This window comes from Parahoeflea alexandrii, assembly GCF_024105735.1.
In the GTDB taxonomy this organism is placed as follows: domain Bacteria; phylum Pseudomonadota; class Alphaproteobacteria; order Rhizobiales; family Rhizobiaceae; genus Hoeflea; species Hoeflea alexandrii.
The window spans coordinates 277,855-293,948 of sequence record NZ_JAAAML010000004.1 but is presented as its reverse complement, the minus strand read 5'-3'; the positions used below and the strand labels follow the sequence as shown (position 1 = coordinate 293,948).

Below are 16,094 nucleotides of genomic sequence, written 5' to 3'. Positions count from 1 at the left end.
GTGTCCGCAGCCGTCGTGGCCGATGGTCCGGTGCAGGCGGATCCCTATCCCTGGCCCTATGACGGCAACCTCAGCGCCGCCAACACCGCCCTCATAATCATCGACATGCAGACCGATTTCTGCGGTCCGGGCGGCTATGTCGACAAGATGGGCTATGACCTGTCTCTCACCCGCGCACCGATTGGACCGATCAGCTCGCTGCTGAATGCGGCGCGCGCCAAGGGCATGACGGTCATTCACACCCGCGAAGGCCACCGCCCCGATCTGTCGGACCTGCCGGCCAACAAGCGCTGGCGCTCGCAGCGCATTGGCGCCGGCATCGGCGATCCCGGCCCATGCGGACGTATTCTTGTGCGGGGTGAGCCGGGCTGGGAGATCATCGATGAACTGGCTCCGATTTCGGGCGAGCCTATCATCGACAAACCGGGCAAGGGCTCGTTCTGCGCCACGGACCTGGAAATGCTGCTGCACGTCAAGGGCATCCGCAACATCATCCTGACCGGCATCACCACCGATGTCTGCGTCCACACCACCATGCGCGAGGCCAACGATCGCGGCTTCGAATGCCTGATGGTTGAGGATGGCTGTGGTGCCACCAAGCGCGAAAACCATCTCGCCGCCATCGACATGATCAAGATGCAGGGCGGTGTGTTCGGCGCGGTTGCCACCAGCGCCATCGTGCTCGACGCGCTGGAGCAGATGGCATGACCGCGTTGGCTCTCCCGGAGGATCTATCGTCCCATCCGGTGGCTGGTGGACGAACCGGCGCGTTCTCGCTCGAAACCGTGTCAATGACCAAGGTCTTCGGCTCGCTGGTCGCCCTTGATGATGTCTCGATCAAGGTCGGTGCGGGGGAATTCCACGCGCTTCTGGGCGAAAACGGTGCGGGCAAGTCGACGCTGGTCAAATGCATCATGGGCTTCTACCAGCCGACCCGCGGACAATTGCTGGTCGACAATCGCGAAGTCCTCATCAAGGCGCCCGCGGATGCGCAGGCCGCCGGCATCGGCATGGTCTATCAGCATTTCACGCTTGTGCCCTGTCTGACCGCCGCGGAAAACATGGTGATATCGCGCGCCGATGCGCCCGCCGTGATCAAATGGGCGAAAGAAAAGGAAGAGCTGCAGGCCTTCATGGAACGCATGCCGTTCCGGGTTCCGCTCAATACGGTCGCGGCCGATTTGTCGGCGGGCGAGAAGCAGAAGCTCGAAATCCTCAAGCAGCTCTATCTCAACCAGCGCTTCCTGATCCTTGATGAGCCGACATCGGTGCTCACGCCGGGTGAAGCCGACGAGATCCTTGGCCTGTTGCACGACATGGCGCGCGCCGGCGATATCACTGTACTGATGATCACCCACAAGTTCCGCGAGGTGAATGCCTTTGCCGACCGGGTCACGGTTCTGCGGCGCGGCAAACTGGCAGGCAGTGGATCGGTAAACGACCTGAGCACCGACGACATGTCGAAAATGATGATCGGCGAGGCGCAGATGCGCGAAAAGGCGCCGCGACTGGCGAGGGTCGAACCCAAGAGCACGATTGAGATCGCCGGCCTCAGCGTCGATGACAATGAAGGCATGCGGGCGGTCGATGCCGTCAATCTCAAGATCCGCGGGGGCGAGATCGTCGGCATCGCCGGCGTGTCAGGCAACGGCCAGTCGGAACTGGTGGAAGCATTGGCCGGTCAGCGCAGCCTTGCCGGTGGTGCCGTGATTGTAAACGGCCGGCGCTTTGACGCGACCCGGAAGGATTTCGCCGATCTGAAAGTCTTCGGCCTGCCCGAGGAGCCGTTGAAAAACGCCGCCGTCAAACGCATGAGCGTGTCCGAAAACATCGCCTTCCGCAGTTTCGACAAGGCTCCGATGGCCAGCATCGGCTGGTGGCTGAAACCGGCTGCCATGCGGGACAATGCCGTAAGACTTATCGACAAGTACCACGTCAAGACGCCATCGGCAGAGACGCCGATCGAGAACCTTTCCGGCGGCAATGTGCAGAGAACCATCCTGGCCCGGGAACTTTCGGGCGACGTGAATGTGCTGATCGTCGCCAATCCCTGTTTCGGGCTGGATTTCGCCTCGGTCGCGGAGATCCGGGCGCAGCTCATCGATCAGCGCAACAAGGGGGCGGCGATCCTGCTGGTGTCGGAGGATCTCGATGAAATCCTCGAGCTTTCAGACCGGGTGGCGGTCATGTCGGGCGGGCAGATCACCTACCAGGCGCCAATCGACGAGACCGACCGCAACACTATCGGCAAATACATGGCGGGGCACTGACACCATGCGGAGCGTCAAGGCAGAGCCCTATGACTACCGGTTTCCGGAAGCGGGCACAGCCCTCGTCGTCATCGACATGCAGCGTGATTTCATCGAGCCGGGTGGCTTTGGTGATGCACTCGGCAATGATGTCTCGCGTCTTGTGGCGATCATCCCGACGGTGGCTGATCTGATCGCGCTGTTCCGCAATCGGGGCCTCACGGTGATCCACACGCGCGAAGCCCATCTTCCCGACATGTCGGATTGCCCGCCGAGCAAGGTGGCGCGCGGCAATGCCTCGGTGCGGATCGGCGAGGAAGGTCCGATGGGGCGGCTCTTGGTGCGTGGCGAGCCGGGCAACCAGATCGTTGATGCTCTGGCGCCGGTCGAGGGGGAATGGGTCATCGACAAGCCCGGCAAGGGCATGTTCTGGAACACCGGGCTGCACGAAAGACTTCAGGCTGAAGGCATCACCCATCTTGTCTTTGCCGGCGTGACAACGGAAGTCTGCGTGCAGACATCAATGCGCGAAGCCAATGACCGCGGTTATGAATGCCTGCTGGTCACCGATGCCACCGAAAGCTATTTTGAACACTTCAAGACGGCCACCATAGAGATGATCACCGCGCAAGGCGGGATTGTCGGCTGGGCCGCCCCGCTGGCCAATCTGGCTGTGGCGTTCGAGACAGAGGAGGTTTCCGCGTGACACAGGATGAATTTGACCCGGACGCGATTGCCCGGAGCATGCTCGCCTATCTCGGTCTGCCCGATGAGCCGGCCTATCGTCCCGGCATTGTCGCCCACCTGGTTGCCGCGCGCGGTATCGCAGCTGGGCTTTTGGCGCTGCCGCTCGATGACGAGGCAGAACCTGCACCGGTGTTCAAGCCATGACCGACTGGACTATCGCGACAGCAGCGGAAATCGCCGAGACGGTGCGCAGCGGAGAGGTTTCGGCAAGTACGGTGGTCGAGGCATGCCTGGCCAGGATTGACGCCCATGATAGCGCTATCGGCGCCTTCACCCATGTCGCCCATGAGCGGGCACGGGCGAGGGCAGCCGGCATCGATGCCATGATCAAGCGCGGTGAGGATCCCGGTCCGCTTGCCGGTGTCCCGTTCGCTGTCAAGAATCTCTTCGATATCAAAGGCATCGCCACCCTGGCGGGGTCGAAGATCAACCGGGATCTCGCGCCGGCCTCCAGGGATGCGGTCCTGATCGAGCGGCTCGAGGCTAACGGCGCCATTCTGCTCGGTGCGCTCAACATGGGCGAATATGCCTATGACTTCACCGGCGAGAACTATCATGACGGGCCGTCACGCAATCCGCACGCGCCCGAACACATGACCGGCGGCTCGTCGGGTGGATCGGGTGCGGCAGCCGCCGCCGGGTTCGTGCCGCTGACGCTTGGCTCCGACACCAACGGTTCGATCCGGGTGCCGTCGTCGCTGTGCGGTCTGTTCGGCTTGAAGCCCACTTACGGCCGGCTGTCCCGCAGCGGTTCGTTCCCGTTTGTCGCGAGCCTCGATCACCTCGGACCGCTGGCCCGCTCCGCCGTCGATCTGGCGCTGTCCTACAATGCAATGACCGGGCCCGATCCGGTTGATCCGGTGTGCACCGACCGCATTGACCCGCCTGTGACGTTGACGGCCAGCACGGCTATCGACGGCCTGCGGATCGCCAAGGCAGGAGGTTTCTTCGAGGAAGGCGGTCATCAGGAAGCCTTTGACGCCGTGGCAAAGATCTGCACGGCGCTGGGCGTGAGCCAGACTCTGCCCATCGAGAATGCAGCCCTGGCCCGGGCCAGCGCCTATCTGATCACCATGGCCGAAGGGGCATCGCTGCATCTTGATCGGCTCAGGACACGGCATGCCGATTATGACCCGGATGTGCGCGACCGGCTTCTGGCCGGAGCGATGATTCCGGGCGCCTGGGTGACCAAGGCGCAGAAGTTCCGCAGCCTGTTTCGCGCGCAGATGCAGGCGCTGTTCGAAGAGGTCGATGTGCTGATCGCACCCGCCACCCCTTGTGTCGCGCCACGTATCGGCCAGAAGACCTTCATGCTTGGCGGCAAGGAGCTGCCGGTCCGGCCCAATCTGGGTATCTTTACCCAGCCGATATCCTTCATTGGCCTGCCGGTGGTTTCGGTGCCGGTTTGGCTTGAGGGAAGCCCGCTGCCGATCGGGGTTCAGATCATAGCGGCACCGTGGCGGGAGGACATCGCGTTGCGGGTTGCGGCGTGGCTCGAGGAAAATGGCCATGTCTCCGCACCCGTAGCAACGCTGAAGGAGAAAGCAGTATGAGCAAGCAGGGCAAATGGTCCGGCCGCGACGAGAACAAGGATGCGGTGCGCGGCGAGGTCTGGGATCAGCTGGAAAACGGCGGTCACGCGATGGGGCCGACCTGGAGCCATATCCCCAACTTCATCGGCGCTGACCAGGCCGCCTGGCATCTGGCCCAGACGGAGGAATGGAAGCGTGCGAAAACGGTCAAGTGCAATCCCGATCCGCCGCAGATCCCGCTGCGGCTCAGGGCGCTCTACGAGGGCAAGATGCTCTATGCACCGGTGCCCTATCTGACCCGGGAGTTTCCCTATCTCCGCATCGACCCCAAGGTCCTGATCGAAAGGGGCGTCTCCTTCGAGCTCGCCGCCACCTCGGAAGGCTACATGATGCATGGCGAGCGGATCGGTTTTGAAGAGGTCGAGCCGCTTGATTTCTGCATTGTCGGTTCCGTCGCGGTCAGCCGTCAGGGCGGACGCACCGGCAAGGGCGCGGGCTTTGCCGATCTGGAGACCGGGATATTCCGCGAGCTTGGTATCATCGGGCCGGACACGCCGATGGCGACCACGGTCCATTCCTCGCAGCTGGTGCCCGACAGCAAGGTTTTCATGATGGCCCACGATTCCCCGCTCGATTTCGTCGCCACCGAACAGGAGTTGATCGTCACCGGCAACACCTCCCCGCGGCCAAGGGGCGTGGCCTGGGATTTCGTTCAGGACGACCAGTTCGAAACCATTCCGTTCCTTCGCGATCTGCGCGACCGGATGACAGCCGGATGATCATCAATGACCCAAAGGTGCATGCCGAGGTGATGGCTGTCTTTGCCCGCTACGAGAAGGCTTTGACCAGCAATGACGTGGTGGTGCTCGACGAGTTGTTCTGGCAAAGCGAGCACACGATCCGCTACGGCGGTGGCGAGAACCTCTACGGGGCGGCCGAGATCCTCGCCTTCAGGAATGCACGACCTTCGTCCGGACTTGAGCGGACGCTCTCCCGCACGGTGATAACCACCTACGGAAGTGATTTCGCCACCGCCTCTACGCTGTTCGAGCGCGAGACAGCTCCGGGCAAGAGCGGACGCCAGATGCAGACATGGGTGAGGATGGCCGATGGCTGGCGGGTTGTAGCAGCACATGTGAGTGTTATAGACACGCCCTGACCGAATGTCCCCACGGGAACAACCGCTCCATGCCAACCAGTTCCGAGACCATACGACATGCGCTTGCGCAGCGCATCGTGAGCGGCGATCTGGAGCCGGGAACGGCGCTTGACGAAACCCGTCTGGCGGCAGAATTCAACGTCTCGCGTACACCGGTGCGGGAGGCCCTGCGCAAGCTTGGCGTGACCGGGCTGGTGCAGCAGTCTTCGCACCGGCGGACAATTGTCGCCAAACCAAGTGACAAGGAGCTCGCCAATATCTTCTTCGTCATGGCGCAGCTGGAAACCATGTGCGCCGGACAGAGCGCGCTCAATATGACCACGCGGCAGCGCCATTTCCTCCAGGCCATGCATGAAGAAATGGCGATCCTGGTTCGCAGTGGCAGTGGCAAGGACTACACGCTTGCCAACGAAGCGTTTCATTCGGCGATCTACGAGGGCACCGGCAATTCCTACCTGATGGAGCTGACCGCCAACACCCGGCTGAGGCTGCAACCGTTCCGGCGCGCCCAGTTCGAAACGCCGGGCCGGCTAGCCGCCTCGCATGCCGAGCATTCCGCCGTGGTCGAAGCCATCCTGCGCGCCGATCGGGATACGGCCGAGCAGGCCATGCGCGCCCATATCGGTTATGTCGAGGGCGCCTGGAAGCGGTTCTCCAACCGGGTTCAGGAACGGCTGGCGATATAGCGCCGCCAGGATCCGAAGCTCGAGATGTCGGTCGCGTCTTCAATGGCGATGCCTTCGGCGATAAAACCGTTGACCTGGGTTCCGTCCTCAAGCCGGACCGTGCCGATGCCAAGCGGAGCCGGCACCCCATCAACGAAACTGCCGAAACCGGCCGCATCCAGTGCCCAGACCTCCACTTCAATCGACACGCCGTTGCCGGGCTTGACCCGCGCCAGGCCGGGCTTTGGCGGGACTGTGCCCGAAAGCGCATGGAGCGCGTAGTCGGGGGCGGTGCGGGTTGCGGCGACCAGCCGAGCCTTGCGGCTTGTCAGTTCATGGTTGAGCGGCATTCCGCTCAAATGCGCGCCGACGACGCAGATCAGGATTTCGCCTGGACGGGAAGCAATCTCGTTTGCCTCGATCACACCGCTTTCGAGCCTCTGGCCAACCCCGGCAAGAAAGGCATCCGATCCCGCTGGGCCGATCAGCGTAAGCGATGAGGGCAGGCCATCGGACCGTGTCCCGACCGGAACCGAGATCCCCGCCATGTCAAGCAGGTTGACGAAATTGGTGTAGGTGCCGAGGTTGGAATTGAGCTGTACCGGATCGGCCTCGACTTCGGCTACGGTGTAGGCCGCGGGCAACGTCGGCACGGCGAAACAGTCGAGCCGCTCGATCACCGGTGCGACCTGCCGTTTCATGTCGGCCAGCTTGTAGATCGCATCGAAGGTGTCCACGGCGGAGATTTTCGAGGCGCCGCTGATGATCTTGTGGGTGACCGGATGCAGCGCCGAGGGTTTGCTTTCGATCAAAGCGCGGACCGCGTGATAGCGTTCGGCCACCCACGGACCTTCATAAAGCAGCCGGGCCACGGCATGGAACGGTTCGAAATCGATCTCCTCGATCTCGCCTCCGAGTGCGGCTAGGGTCTCAAGATCGGCCTCATAGGCGGCCTGTGCGGCCGCATCGCCGAAGAACTGCCGCTGATCACGCCGCGGTACGCCGACGGTGAATGACTTGCCCGGCGCGGAAACGCCCGCATCGGGAAGTTGACGCGACATGAAATCGGCCGCGTCATAGGCTTGTGCCACCGAGGCGGCACGTGCTGCATCCGCGGTTCTTGCGGCGAAGATCGAGATGGTGTCGAGCGTCCGGCAGGCGGGCATCATGCCGGTTGCCGACAGCATGCCAAGGCTCGGCTTGAGCCCGACAATCCCGTTGAGCCCGGCGGGAATCCTGCCCGAGCCCGCCGTGTCGGTACCGAGCGAGAACGCGGCGATACCGGCGCCGACGGCAACGGCCGAACCGGAACTCGACCCGCCCGGGATCAGGTCTTCACGGATGCTGTTGCGCGGCACGCCGTAGGGCGAGCGCACACCGACCAGGCCGGTGGCAAACTGGTCGAGATTGGTCTTGCCGATGCAGATGGCTCCGGCCGCCTCAAGCCGTGCGACCGCAAAGGCAGACACGGTTGGCACATATCTGGCATCCGGGCAGGCTGCCGTGGTCGGAAGACCGGCCACGTCGATGTTGTCCTTGACGGCGAAGGGCAGGCCGAAGAGCGGTTTGCCCGCTGGCCCCTCGGCCTCCAGCCGCTTCGCATCCGCCAGGCAATCGGTTTCGTCTCGCAGGGTGATGAACATTGCAGGATCGTCATAGGCGGCGTGCGCACGGAAGGCATGGCTGACCGCATCGCTCGGCGACATCGCTTGCCAGAAGGCGAAATTCCTTGCGGTTTTGTGACTGTACATGCGCTGTCTGCCTTGTGTGCCGTTTCATCGTCGCATCGTGCCGGAAAATGCCCGGACGCGCCAATGCTCAGCAAAGCAAGACCTGCGCCAGATCGGCTGGTGCAGGCTGGAATGTGCCGTCGATGCCACGGCGCATGCGAAAGGCTTTGCCGGGCGATCCACCCCTCAACCATACTTGGCCACAAGTCCCGGTTTCTGGCTGGTTTCGGACGCCGGCCGCTGGAAGCGCAAGGGGAGCAACACCTGGTCAAGCCAAAGCCGGATGGACCGGAGCCGCTTTCCAACGGTTTCCCAGCAGCCACACGTATCGGCTGTCTGCCTCTTTATTGGGCGAATGCCGCGGCTTTGACCCCAACCACGCAGTCTCTGGGCCTATTCGGTGGGATGCCAACCAATCTCCATCTCCCGATTGGTGCGGGAGACCATACCATCCGGTTTCTAGATCACGTCGGTCTTCAGCAGCTGCTTGACCAGTGGATTGGGGAACCGCCGCACTTGCGTGACGGCGTAAAAGGTCTCCTGCAGTCCGGGCAGCCGGCTGGCCTCCCGCAGCAGGCCGTTCTTGAGTTCATCATTGACGACGATCGGTGGTACGACGGCAAGACCGACATCTTCGCGCGCCATCAGTCGCATCATGGCCATGTCGTCGACCTCCGCGGCGATCCGGGGCCTGACGCCAAGCCGGTCGGCCAGGGCGTCGAAGCTGGTTCTGACACCGCTTTCAAGGCTTGGCAGGATGATCGGGTTGTCTGCGAGCAGCGTCTTCAGGTCGCTGGTCTCGCCAACCCGCCCCGGTGTTCCGACAAGGCTCACCTGCTGGTCGGCCAGCTTGTGCGATATCCATGGCGTCGCGGAATCGCGCTGTGGCACCTGGTTGACCAGAACCACGTCCAGCCGCAGCGCTTCGAGTTCGCGCAGCAGGTCGGCAAGCCCGCCGGAGCGCAGCACGACCTCGACATCTGGAAGCGTCACCACCGGCCGCAGGAAACCGAGCTGGAAGTTGCGTGACAGCGTGGCGAGAGAGCCGACCCTGATCACCTGCCTGATCTGCCTGGACCGTTCCCTGAGTGTGCCCATGAGTTCGTTACCGGCGGCAAAGATGGTGTCGGCGTGGTCCAGCGCCACCCGCCCGGCTTCGGTCAGGATCAGCTGCTTTCCGCGGCGTTCAAAGAGCGCGTGCCCCACCTGCACTTCGAGCTTCTTGATCTGGATCGACAGCGCCGACTGGGACACGTTCAGCCTTTCGGCGGTCCGTGTCAGGTTGCCCTCATGCGCCACTGCCCAGAAGTAGCGCAGGTGATTGTAATTGAGCTGGCTCATTAATCGTTCTCCAATAAGAAACGATAAAGCACAAACAATGAATTTAATAAATCAAATTCCTGCTGCTATCCGGTGCGCACTTCAACACCGTTTCGGAGGCAGGCATGCAACTCGCATTCACTCTCTTGACCCTGGCCGGGCCATTGGCGCTCGTGGCGGCCTTTGCCGTGAGCAGGCGCGATCCCGGGTTGCGACCGGCAACGACCCATCTCGCCGCGGTGGTAGCCGGCACTGTGTCTCTGGTTGCCGCAATCTCCGGCCTGGCCGGGTTGCTTTTTGCCGGACCCTTCACCTGGGCGGCGGGCTCTGGCGCGCTGCAGATCTTCAGCCTTCGGCTCGATGTGCTGAGCATCACCATGTTGCTGCTGGTGTCTTTCATCGGCTCGGTGGTTCTTCACTACAGCCGTAATTACCTGGACGGAGACCCGCAGCAGGGACGTTTCACCGGGTGGCTGTGTCTCACTCTGGCTGCGGTGATGCTTCTGGTTCTCGCCGGCAATCTGGTTCTGCTGGTCGCCGCATGGATTTGCACAAGCCTGTTTCTGCACAATCTGCTGCTGCATTTTTCCCAAAGAGCCGGAGCGGTGCGCGCCGGACGCAAGAAGTTCATCGTTGCAAGGCTTGGCGATGCGGCACTGCTCTTCGCGGTGCTGCTGCTCGGCGCAGGTTACGGCACGATCGACATTGCGGAGATCCTGTCGGCTGCGCGTGACGGCCTGGTACCTGGCGGAAGTCTCTGGGCGGCCGGGTTCCTGGCGCTCGCGGCCATTCTCAAGTCGGCACAGTTTCCGACCCATGGCTGGCTCACCGAAGTGATGGAAACCCCGACACCGGTGTCCGCGCTGCTGCACGCCGGTGTCATCAATGCAGGCGGTTTCCTGCTGATCCGTTTTGCCGATGTCATGCTGCTCGCGCCGGGCGTCCTTGCTGGTCTTGTCATGGTCGGCGGCTTCACGGCACTGCTCGGCGGTCTCGCCATGCTTGCCCAGCCGGCGGTGAAGACCTCGCTCGCCTGGTCGACCATTGCGCAGATGGGTTTCATGATCATGCAATGCGGGCTGGCGCTGTTTCCGTTGGCCTTGCTGCATATTGTTGCCCACTCGCTCTACAAGGCGCACGCCTTTCTCAACTCGGGCACGGCCGTCGATGCCGTGGCCTCGCTGAAGCGTCCCGGACCGATCGCCATCCCCAGCGGCAAGGCGGTTGTGCGCTCGTTTGCGATCGCGCTGGCGATCTACGCCCTGATCGGCTTCGCCTTCAGCTACGATACCAAGTCACCGCAGGCGATTGCCCTGGGCGCGATCCTTGTTTTCGGCGTCGCCTACCTGCTGGCACAGGGACTTGCCGACGCCGCGCCGCGAGCGCTTACCAGGCGCATGGCGGTCTATGCCCTGGTCACTTCGCTGAGCTATTTCCTGCTGCACACCGTGGCCAGCTGGATGACGTCCGGCACCCTGCCGCCAGCGCCGGATCCGGGTCCGCTTGAATGGGTGCTGATCGTGCTGGCGGTCGCAAGTTTCGGATTTGTGGCCTTTGCTCAGGCGCTGTTTCCGCTCTGGTCCGATCATCCAGCCGCCGCCGGTCTGCGCGTGCACCTTTCCAACGGGCTTTACGCGAACGCCGTCTTCGACCGGCTGATCGGCAACTGGTCGACCCGGCCTCTGCTCTCCGCAAATCAAGGAAATGACCAATGACAAGCATGGACATCCAAAGACCGGACCTTGCCGCTCTGGAAACGGCCGCCGATGCTGCCGCGCGGCAGATCCCGCCGCTCTGGCCACTTGCGTCCTCCGTTGCCGTCAATCCCTATCTCGGCCAGTCCGGCAAGACACTGGCTGAAACCGGCTCTCTGCTGGGACGGGTCGGCGGCGTATCGGTCACCATGCCGCGCGCCTGGTACAAGGAACGCATGGCCTCGGGCCAGATCACCGAGGCGGATCTGTCGGCTGCACTGGCAAGCTGCAGGGACGCCTCCAAGCCGGCCGACATCGCGGCGCTCAAGGCCCTGGCCTCGGAGCCCGTGGTGCAGCCGGAACCGCTTGACACCGTTGCAGATCTCGCTGCCGAAGCCGGTGGTATCGATTGGCCGGCACTGCTCGCAGAGCGCATCGGTATCTGGGCAGCCGGCTATTTTGATGCAGGACAGGCCCTGTGGGCCGCGCCGCGCGGCAATTCGGCCTGGGCCTCTTTCCGCTCGTTCGCGACCCATGACCTGACGCCGGAAATCGCCGGGCTGAAAGGATTTGCCCGGCTCGTGGCCGAGGCGCCCGATACCCCTGAAGCCGCCATTGCGCGGGCGGTGGATAGCCTCGATCTCAACGAGGCGGAACTGCCGGGCTATTTCCACCAGTTGCTGTTTGACCTGGGAGGCTGGGCGCAATTTGCCCGCTACCAGCTGTGGCGCGCCGAACTCAAGGGAACCAGTGACCGCACCATCGTCGATCTGCTGGCCATTCGTCTCCTTTGGGAAGAAGCGCTCTACATCCAGTATCGCTCAGCTATTGCCGGCGCATGGGCCGGTGTCCGCGCCATCCACGCGAGGCCGGTTCAAGCGGAGCTGCCCGGTATCGTGGATACAATCCTGCAGGAGGCAGCGGAGCGTGCAGCGCAACGCGATCTTGCAGCGGTGCTGGCTGAAACAGCGCCGAATAAACACGTTGCGCGCCCGTCCCTGCAGGCAGCCTTCTGCATCGATGTCCGCTCGGAAGTCTTCCGGCGGGCGCTGGAATCGGTCGACCCATCGATACGCACGCTGGGCTTTGCCGGCTTCTTTGGCATGACGGTCAGCCACAAGGGCTTCGCCTCCGACGTGGAGGAGCTCCGCCTGCCGGTGCTGCTGAACCCGGGCGCACATTCCTGTTCCTCCCATGCAAGCTCCGGACCCGAGGATCTCGTCTCGCGCTACGCCGCGCGGTCCAAGCGTGCCTGGGGTCGCTTCAAGCTTGCCGCCGTTTCCTCCTTCGCCTTCGTCGAGGCGATGGGACCGGTCTATGCCGGCAGGATCATACGCGATGCCTTTGGGCTCCGGAAAGCAAGCGTGCCGAACGATCCTGCGCCGCGGTTCAATCCCGAACCGGATCTTGAAACCAGGGTTGCGATGGCGGAAACCGTGCTGCGCGCGATGTCGCTGACCGAGGGATTTGCCCGACTGATCCTACTTGCCGGCCACGGCGCCAGCGTCGTTAACAACCCCTTCGCGAGCGGACTGCACTGCGGCGCCTGCGGCGGCCACTCGGGCGAGGTCAATGCGCGGCTGCTGGCGCGGCTTCTCAACGATCCGGAAGTCCGTCACGGGCTTGCTCCGCGTGGAATCGCCGTGCCGGAAGACACGTTGTTCATTGCCGGTCTGCATGACACGACGACGGATGTGGTCACGCTTTATGACCGGGATGTGGAGGGCAAGGCCCATCAGCCAGATATCGAACAGGCCCGCAAATGGCTTGCCGCGGCCGGCAAAATGGCCAACGGAGAGCGAGCCCTGCGTCTGCCCCATGCCGCCGATGGGCCTGCGATTGCCAGGCGCTCGCGCGACTGGGCGGAAGTGCGCCCCGAATGGGCGCTGGCCGGCTGCAAGGCGTTCATTGCGGCTCCGCGCGGAGACACCTCGGGACGGGATCTCAAGGGGCGCGCCTTCCTTCATGATTACGATTGGCACCAGGACAGCAAGAACGGTTTCAGTGTTCTCGAGCTCATCCTGACCGCGCCCGTCGTCGTCGCCAGCTGGATCAGCCTGCAATATTATGGTTCGACGGTTGCGCCGGCCAGTTTCGGGGCCGGCAGCAAGCTTCTGCACAATGTCGTGGGCGGCGTCGGCGTGCTGGAAGGCAATGGCGGAACGCTGCGCGGCGGGCTCCCGGTTCAATCGGTCCATGACGGTGAGACCCATGTGCACGAGCCATTGCGCCTGTCGGTCTGCATCAGGGCCCCGCGCGAGGCGATTGCGGATGTGCTTGCAAAGCATGAGCAGGTGCGCACCCTGTTTGACAATCGCTGGCTGCATCTCTTCGCGATGAGCGAGGAAGGGCGCCTGGCCTGGCGCTACGACGGCGATCTGAAATGGGTGCCGTTCGAGGGCGTTGCGGAAGCTTAGAGCGTTTCCTGCCAATCCGGCCGCGGGCTGTCTTCAACAGAGCGCGGCCGGATTGTTTCTGGCTTGATCGTTTCTAGCCGGATCGTTCCTGGCTTGCTTGCACCGTGGCTTCCGGAGAAACCTCGAACGCCAGAAGCGCGGGAATGGCAAGTTGCTTTGCCCGCTCGACGCGTTCTTCGGTGTAGTAGCCAGCCTCGTGCAGCATGTTGACGGTGCCAATGAAATTGCCGCGGAAGATGAGCGGCAGATTGATCACCGAGCCGAGGCCAAGCGAGGCGATGAATGCGTGGTCGGGAAAGACGTCCGCGAAGCCGTCGACCGAATTTGCGACAAAGGTTTCGCGCCGGACAATCACCTGATCTGTCCAGCGGTTGGGAACAATCGTCTTCAGACTGGAGAGCGGGTAGTTCTCGGGATCGCTGGTGTAGATCCGGGACGCAAGACCGCTTTCGGGACCGTTCATCTGGAAAACTGAGCAGGAAAACAACCTGTGGCCGATGGATGCCTGGCACAGCTCGTCGAGAGCGGGGAACAGGCTGGTCCATTTGTCGGTGCGGATGACGGCGTCGAAGCGCTGCAAAGCTGTGGTTTCGTCAAGCAAGGGTCATGATCTCCCTGTTGAATTGGGTAAGGCAGTCGTGACCATTGTCGGTGACGACGACATTGTCTTCGATACGAACGCCTATGTCGTTGCGGCGGTAGAGGCCCGGCTCGATGGTAAAGACCATCCCGTTCCTTTGCGGATCGGTGTTCGAGCGCATGACCGCGGGGGCTTCATGCACCTCGCGGCCCAGCCCGTGCCCGGTCTTGTGCAGGATCAGGTCGGCAAAGGGGGAATCCAGCAGCCGGTCTGTGGCGGCCGCGTCGACGGCGCCGACGGGCGCGCCTGCACGAACCGCCTGCCGCCCGGCCTCGTTTGCCGACAGCACCGTTTCATAGATAGCTGAATGCGCGTCGCTGGCATGCTCGCAAAACACGGTGCGGGTGATATCCGCATGCATGTCGCCGTAACTGGCGCCAAAATCGATCAGCAGCACATTGCCCGCCGAGACCGTTCGTTCTGACGCGTCTCCATGCGGATCAGCCGCTGCGCCGCCGCTCAGCACGATCGGCTCGAAGGCAAACCCTGTAGCGCCATGGGCGAGCATGGCCGCCTTGAGTCGTGCTGATATCTGCTTCTCGGTCTGTCCGCCGATCCCTGCATCATAGGTTTCCCCAAGAGCGGCTTCGCTGATCTTGATCGCGCGGCGCAGTTCGTCGATTTCCCGCGGGTCCTTTATCAGCCGCAAGTCGACAAGCGCCGGATCGGCATCAACCAGACCCTCATGGCCGAAATGGTGGGCAAGCGAGCGGTATTCAGAGGCTCGCATGCGCAGGCCTTCCACCCCCAGCACGACGCCTTTGCCCAGCCGGTCGGCGAGGACCGCAAAACCGGCCGCCGGACCATTGCTGTCTTCCCAGTAAACCGTGTCGGCTTCCGGCATCGCGGAACGCCATTTCTGCTTTTCAAGTGCAGGCATCAGCGCATGTGAACTGCCATCGGCGCAAAGCACGAAAAGCGTCGGCCGTTCCATCAGGTGCAGATGGACACCCGTCAGATAAGCAAGGTTCGGTCCCGGCACGAAAGCCGCGGCGCCAAGCCCGGCTGCGCGCAGCAGATCTGCTGCCCGGGCGCGGCGTATCGAGAAATCGCTCATCTCGCTTCCTCCTGAACTATGGACATCTCGTGCCCGAAACGCGGCGCCAGCCCTCCTTGAATCACTTTCGCCTCGAACAGGATCGCATCCCTTACGGCTGCATCACCGGCGTCGGGATCACTTGCAACCATTGCATCAACGATTGCCTGAAGCCGCGCCACCGCCTCTTTCTTTTGTTCCTGTGCCAGGTGTGGAAAGAAATACAGCAGCTTCATGCGAACAGAGGCGTCCTGAGCCTCGAGGAAGTATTTCTGCAGGAACCGGTTGCCTGCCTCCTTGGCGATAGAGCGGTTCAACTCGAGCTGCGCACGGAAAGCGCCTTCCACGTCATCTGCCTCCAGCTTGTCGGCATACTCCCTGACGAGGGTCTCCATTCTGGCTTTCTGCGACGTGCCGCGCATGGTCGCGGCACGGATCAGCCCCCTCGACAGCAGGATGAAGGTATCGAGAAAGGCCGCCTGATTGTGCAGTGACAGCGGTGCCACGATGGATGTCCGGTTTTGCAGGAACTGCACGAAACCTTCGTTCTCGAGCAACAACAACGCCTCGCGGACCGGTGTGCGGGACACGTCGTAGGTCTTTGACAATGCAACCTCGTCGAGTGCCGAACCAGGGTCGATGCGCAACCACTGAATGTCCTCGCGAAGCTTTTCATAGACCATCAACGCGCCGCGTTTTTTGCGCATCGGTGTTTCGTCCTTGGGTTTTCGCTCGGCATTTTTCATCATGATTTTCTTCTTGCATTAAGTTTGCATAAAAATCTTCTTGCATTAAGTTTGCATAATGTGCAACCTCAAAGCATCAGAGGAAGCAAACTTTTCAACGGAGAAAAAGTGATGGGAACTATCAAAAGGACACTGTTGGCTTGTGTAGCCTTGGCCGGA

Annotated in this window: 15 protein-coding genes; 10 read left to right on the top strand and 5 right to left on the bottom strand. The window is 62.5% G+C overall.

The window, feature by feature from the left end; all coding sequences use genetic code 11:
• Genes biuH through GTW23_RS20650 form a run of 8 tightly spaced genes read left to right on the top strand, consistent with a single transcriptional unit; the run spans window position 1 to window position 6,373 of the window.
• A complete protein-coding gene (biuH, locus tag GTW23_RS20685; protein WP_382266631.1) occupies window positions 1-708 on the top strand; it encodes a biuret amidohydrolase in 708 nt (235 codons plus the stop codon).
• The gene (locus GTW23_RS20680; protein WP_252917323.1) at window positions 705-2,270 is read left to right on the top strand and encodes an ABC transporter ATP-binding protein; all 1,566 of its coding nucleotides are present in this window, start codon (window positions 705-707) and stop codon (window positions 2,268-2,270) included. Before biuH ends, GTW23_RS20680 begins: the two co-directional genes overlap by 4 nt.
• Window positions 2,271-2,274: 4 nt before the next feature.
• Window positions 2,275-2,955: a cysteine hydrolase family protein gene (locus GTW23_RS20675; RefSeq protein WP_252917322.1), complete on the top strand. Its 681-nt coding sequence runs from the start codon at window positions 2,275-2,277 to the stop codon at window positions 2,953-2,955.
• Window positions 2,952-3,140: a DUF4089 domain-containing protein gene (locus GTW23_RS20670; RefSeq protein ID WP_252917320.1), complete on the top strand. Its 189-nt coding sequence runs from the start codon at window positions 2,952-2,954 to the stop codon at window positions 3,138-3,140. The genes GTW23_RS20675 and GTW23_RS20670 overlap by 4 nt, the downstream gene beginning before the upstream one ends.
• A complete protein-coding gene (locus tag GTW23_RS20665; RefSeq protein ID WP_252917318.1) occupies window positions 3,137-4,549 on the top strand; it encodes an AtzE family amidohydrolase in 1,413 nt (470 codons plus the stop codon). The genes GTW23_RS20670 and GTW23_RS20665 overlap by 4 nt, the downstream gene beginning before the upstream one ends.
• A complete protein-coding gene (locus GTW23_RS20660) occupies window positions 4,546-5,307 on the top strand; it encodes a 5-formyltetrahydrofolate cyclo-ligase (protein WP_152009976.1) in 762 nt (253 codons plus the stop codon). Before GTW23_RS20665 ends, GTW23_RS20660 begins: the two co-directional genes overlap by 4 nt.
• Window positions 5,304-5,687, top strand: a complete 384-nt coding sequence (hpxZ, locus tag GTW23_RS20655) for an oxalurate catabolism protein HpxZ (protein ID WP_152009975.1) — start codon at window positions 5,304-5,306, stop codon at window positions 5,685-5,687. The genes GTW23_RS20660 and hpxZ overlap by 4 nt, the downstream gene beginning before the upstream one ends.
• Window positions 5,688-5,716: 29 nt before the next feature.
• Window positions 5,717-6,373, top strand: coding sequence for a GntR family transcriptional regulator (locus GTW23_RS20650; protein WP_152009974.1), 657 nt, complete (start codon window positions 5,717-5,719; stop codon window positions 6,371-6,373).
• Here GTW23_RS20650 and atzF read toward each other — a convergent pair.
• On the bottom strand, window positions 6,352-8,103 hold the full coding sequence (gene atzF / locus GTW23_RS20645) for an allophanate hydrolase (protein WP_252917316.1): 1,752 nt from the start codon (window positions 8,101-8,103) through the stop codon (window positions 6,352-6,354). The genes GTW23_RS20650 and atzF overlap by 22 nt on opposite strands.
• Window positions 8,104-8,541: 438 nt before the next feature.
• On the bottom strand, window positions 8,542-9,423 hold the full coding sequence (locus tag GTW23_RS20640; RefSeq protein ID WP_252917314.1) for a LysR family transcriptional regulator: 882 nt from the start codon (window positions 9,421-9,423) through the stop codon (window positions 8,542-8,544).
• 104 nt (window positions 9,424-9,527) lie between these two features.
• Between GTW23_RS20640 and GTW23_RS20635 the strand changes: the two genes are divergently transcribed.
• Window positions 9,528-11,117 (top strand): proton-conducting transporter transmembrane domain-containing protein, encoded by a 1,590-nt coding sequence (locus tag GTW23_RS20635; protein ID WP_252917312.1) that lies wholly within the window; start codon window positions 9,528-9,530, stop codon window positions 11,115-11,117.
• Window positions 11,114-13,513, top strand: coding sequence for a YbcC family protein (locus GTW23_RS20630; protein WP_252917310.1), 2,400 nt, complete (start codon window positions 11,114-11,116; stop codon window positions 13,511-13,513). Before GTW23_RS20635 ends, GTW23_RS20630 begins: the two co-directional genes overlap by 4 nt.
• 73 nt (window positions 13,514-13,586) lie before the next feature.
• Here the strand turns inward: GTW23_RS20630 and GTW23_RS20625 are convergent, their stop codons facing one another.
• Genes GTW23_RS20625 through GTW23_RS20615 form a run of 3 tightly spaced genes read right to left on the bottom strand, consistent with a single transcriptional unit; the run spans window position 13,587 to window position 15,938 of the window.
• Entirely contained in the window at window positions 13,587-14,114 is a 528-nt protein-coding gene (locus GTW23_RS20625) for a GAF domain-containing protein (RefSeq protein ID WP_252917308.1), read from the bottom strand.
• Window positions 14,107-15,210, bottom strand: a complete 1,104-nt coding sequence (locus tag GTW23_RS20620) for a M24 family metallopeptidase (protein WP_252917307.1) — start codon at window positions 15,208-15,210, stop codon at window positions 14,107-14,109. The genes GTW23_RS20625 and GTW23_RS20620 overlap by 8 nt, the downstream gene beginning before the upstream one ends.
• Entirely contained in the window at window positions 15,207-15,938 is a 732-nt protein-coding gene (locus tag GTW23_RS20615) for a GntR family transcriptional regulator (protein WP_152009967.1), read from the bottom strand. The genes GTW23_RS20620 and GTW23_RS20615 overlap by 4 nt, the downstream gene beginning before the upstream one ends.
• Window positions 15,939-16,094 lie beyond the last annotated feature (156 nt).

Coding starts and splice junctions, on each gene's coding strand:
- GTW23_RS20680 (WP_252917323.1), top strand. CDS start 705: ATGACCGCGTTGGCTCTCCCGGAGGATCTATCGTCCCATCCGGTGGCT.
- GTW23_RS20675 (WP_252917322.1), top strand. CDS start 2,275: ATGCGGAGCGTCAAGGCAGAGCCCTATGACTACCGGTTTCCGGAAGCG.
- GTW23_RS20665 (WP_252917318.1), top strand. CDS start 3,137: ATGACCGACTGGACTATCGCGACAGCAGCGGAAATCGCCGAGACGGTG.
- GTW23_RS20660 (WP_152009976.1), top strand. CDS start 4,546: ATGAGCAAGCAGGGCAAATGGTCCGGCCGCGACGAGAACAAGGATGCG.
- hpxZ (WP_152009975.1), top strand. CDS start 5,304: ATGATCATCAATGACCCAAAGGTGCATGCCGAGGTGATGGCTGTCTTT.
- GTW23_RS20650 (WP_152009974.1), top strand. CDS start 5,717: ATGCCAACCAGTTCCGAGACCATACGACATGCGCTTGCGCAGCGCATC.
- atzF (WP_252917316.1), bottom strand. CDS start 8,103: ATGTACAGTCACAAAACCGCAAGGAATTTCGCCTTCTGGCAAGCGATG.
- GTW23_RS20640 (WP_252917314.1), bottom strand. CDS start 9,423: ATGAGCCAGCTCAATTACAATCACCTGCGCTACTTCTGGGCAGTGGCG.
- GTW23_RS20635 (WP_252917312.1), top strand. CDS start 9,528: ATGCAACTCGCATTCACTCTCTTGACCCTGGCCGGGCCATTGGCGCTC.
- GTW23_RS20630 (WP_252917310.1), top strand. CDS start 11,114: ATGACAAGCATGGACATCCAAAGACCGGACCTTGCCGCTCTGGAAACG.
- GTW23_RS20620 (WP_252917307.1), bottom strand. CDS start 15,210: ATGAGCGATTTCTCGATACGCCGCGCCCGGGCAGCAGATCTGCTGCGC.
- GTW23_RS20615 (WP_152009967.1), bottom strand. CDS start 15,938: ATGATGAAAAATGCCGAGCGAAAACCCAAGGACGAAACACCGATGCGC.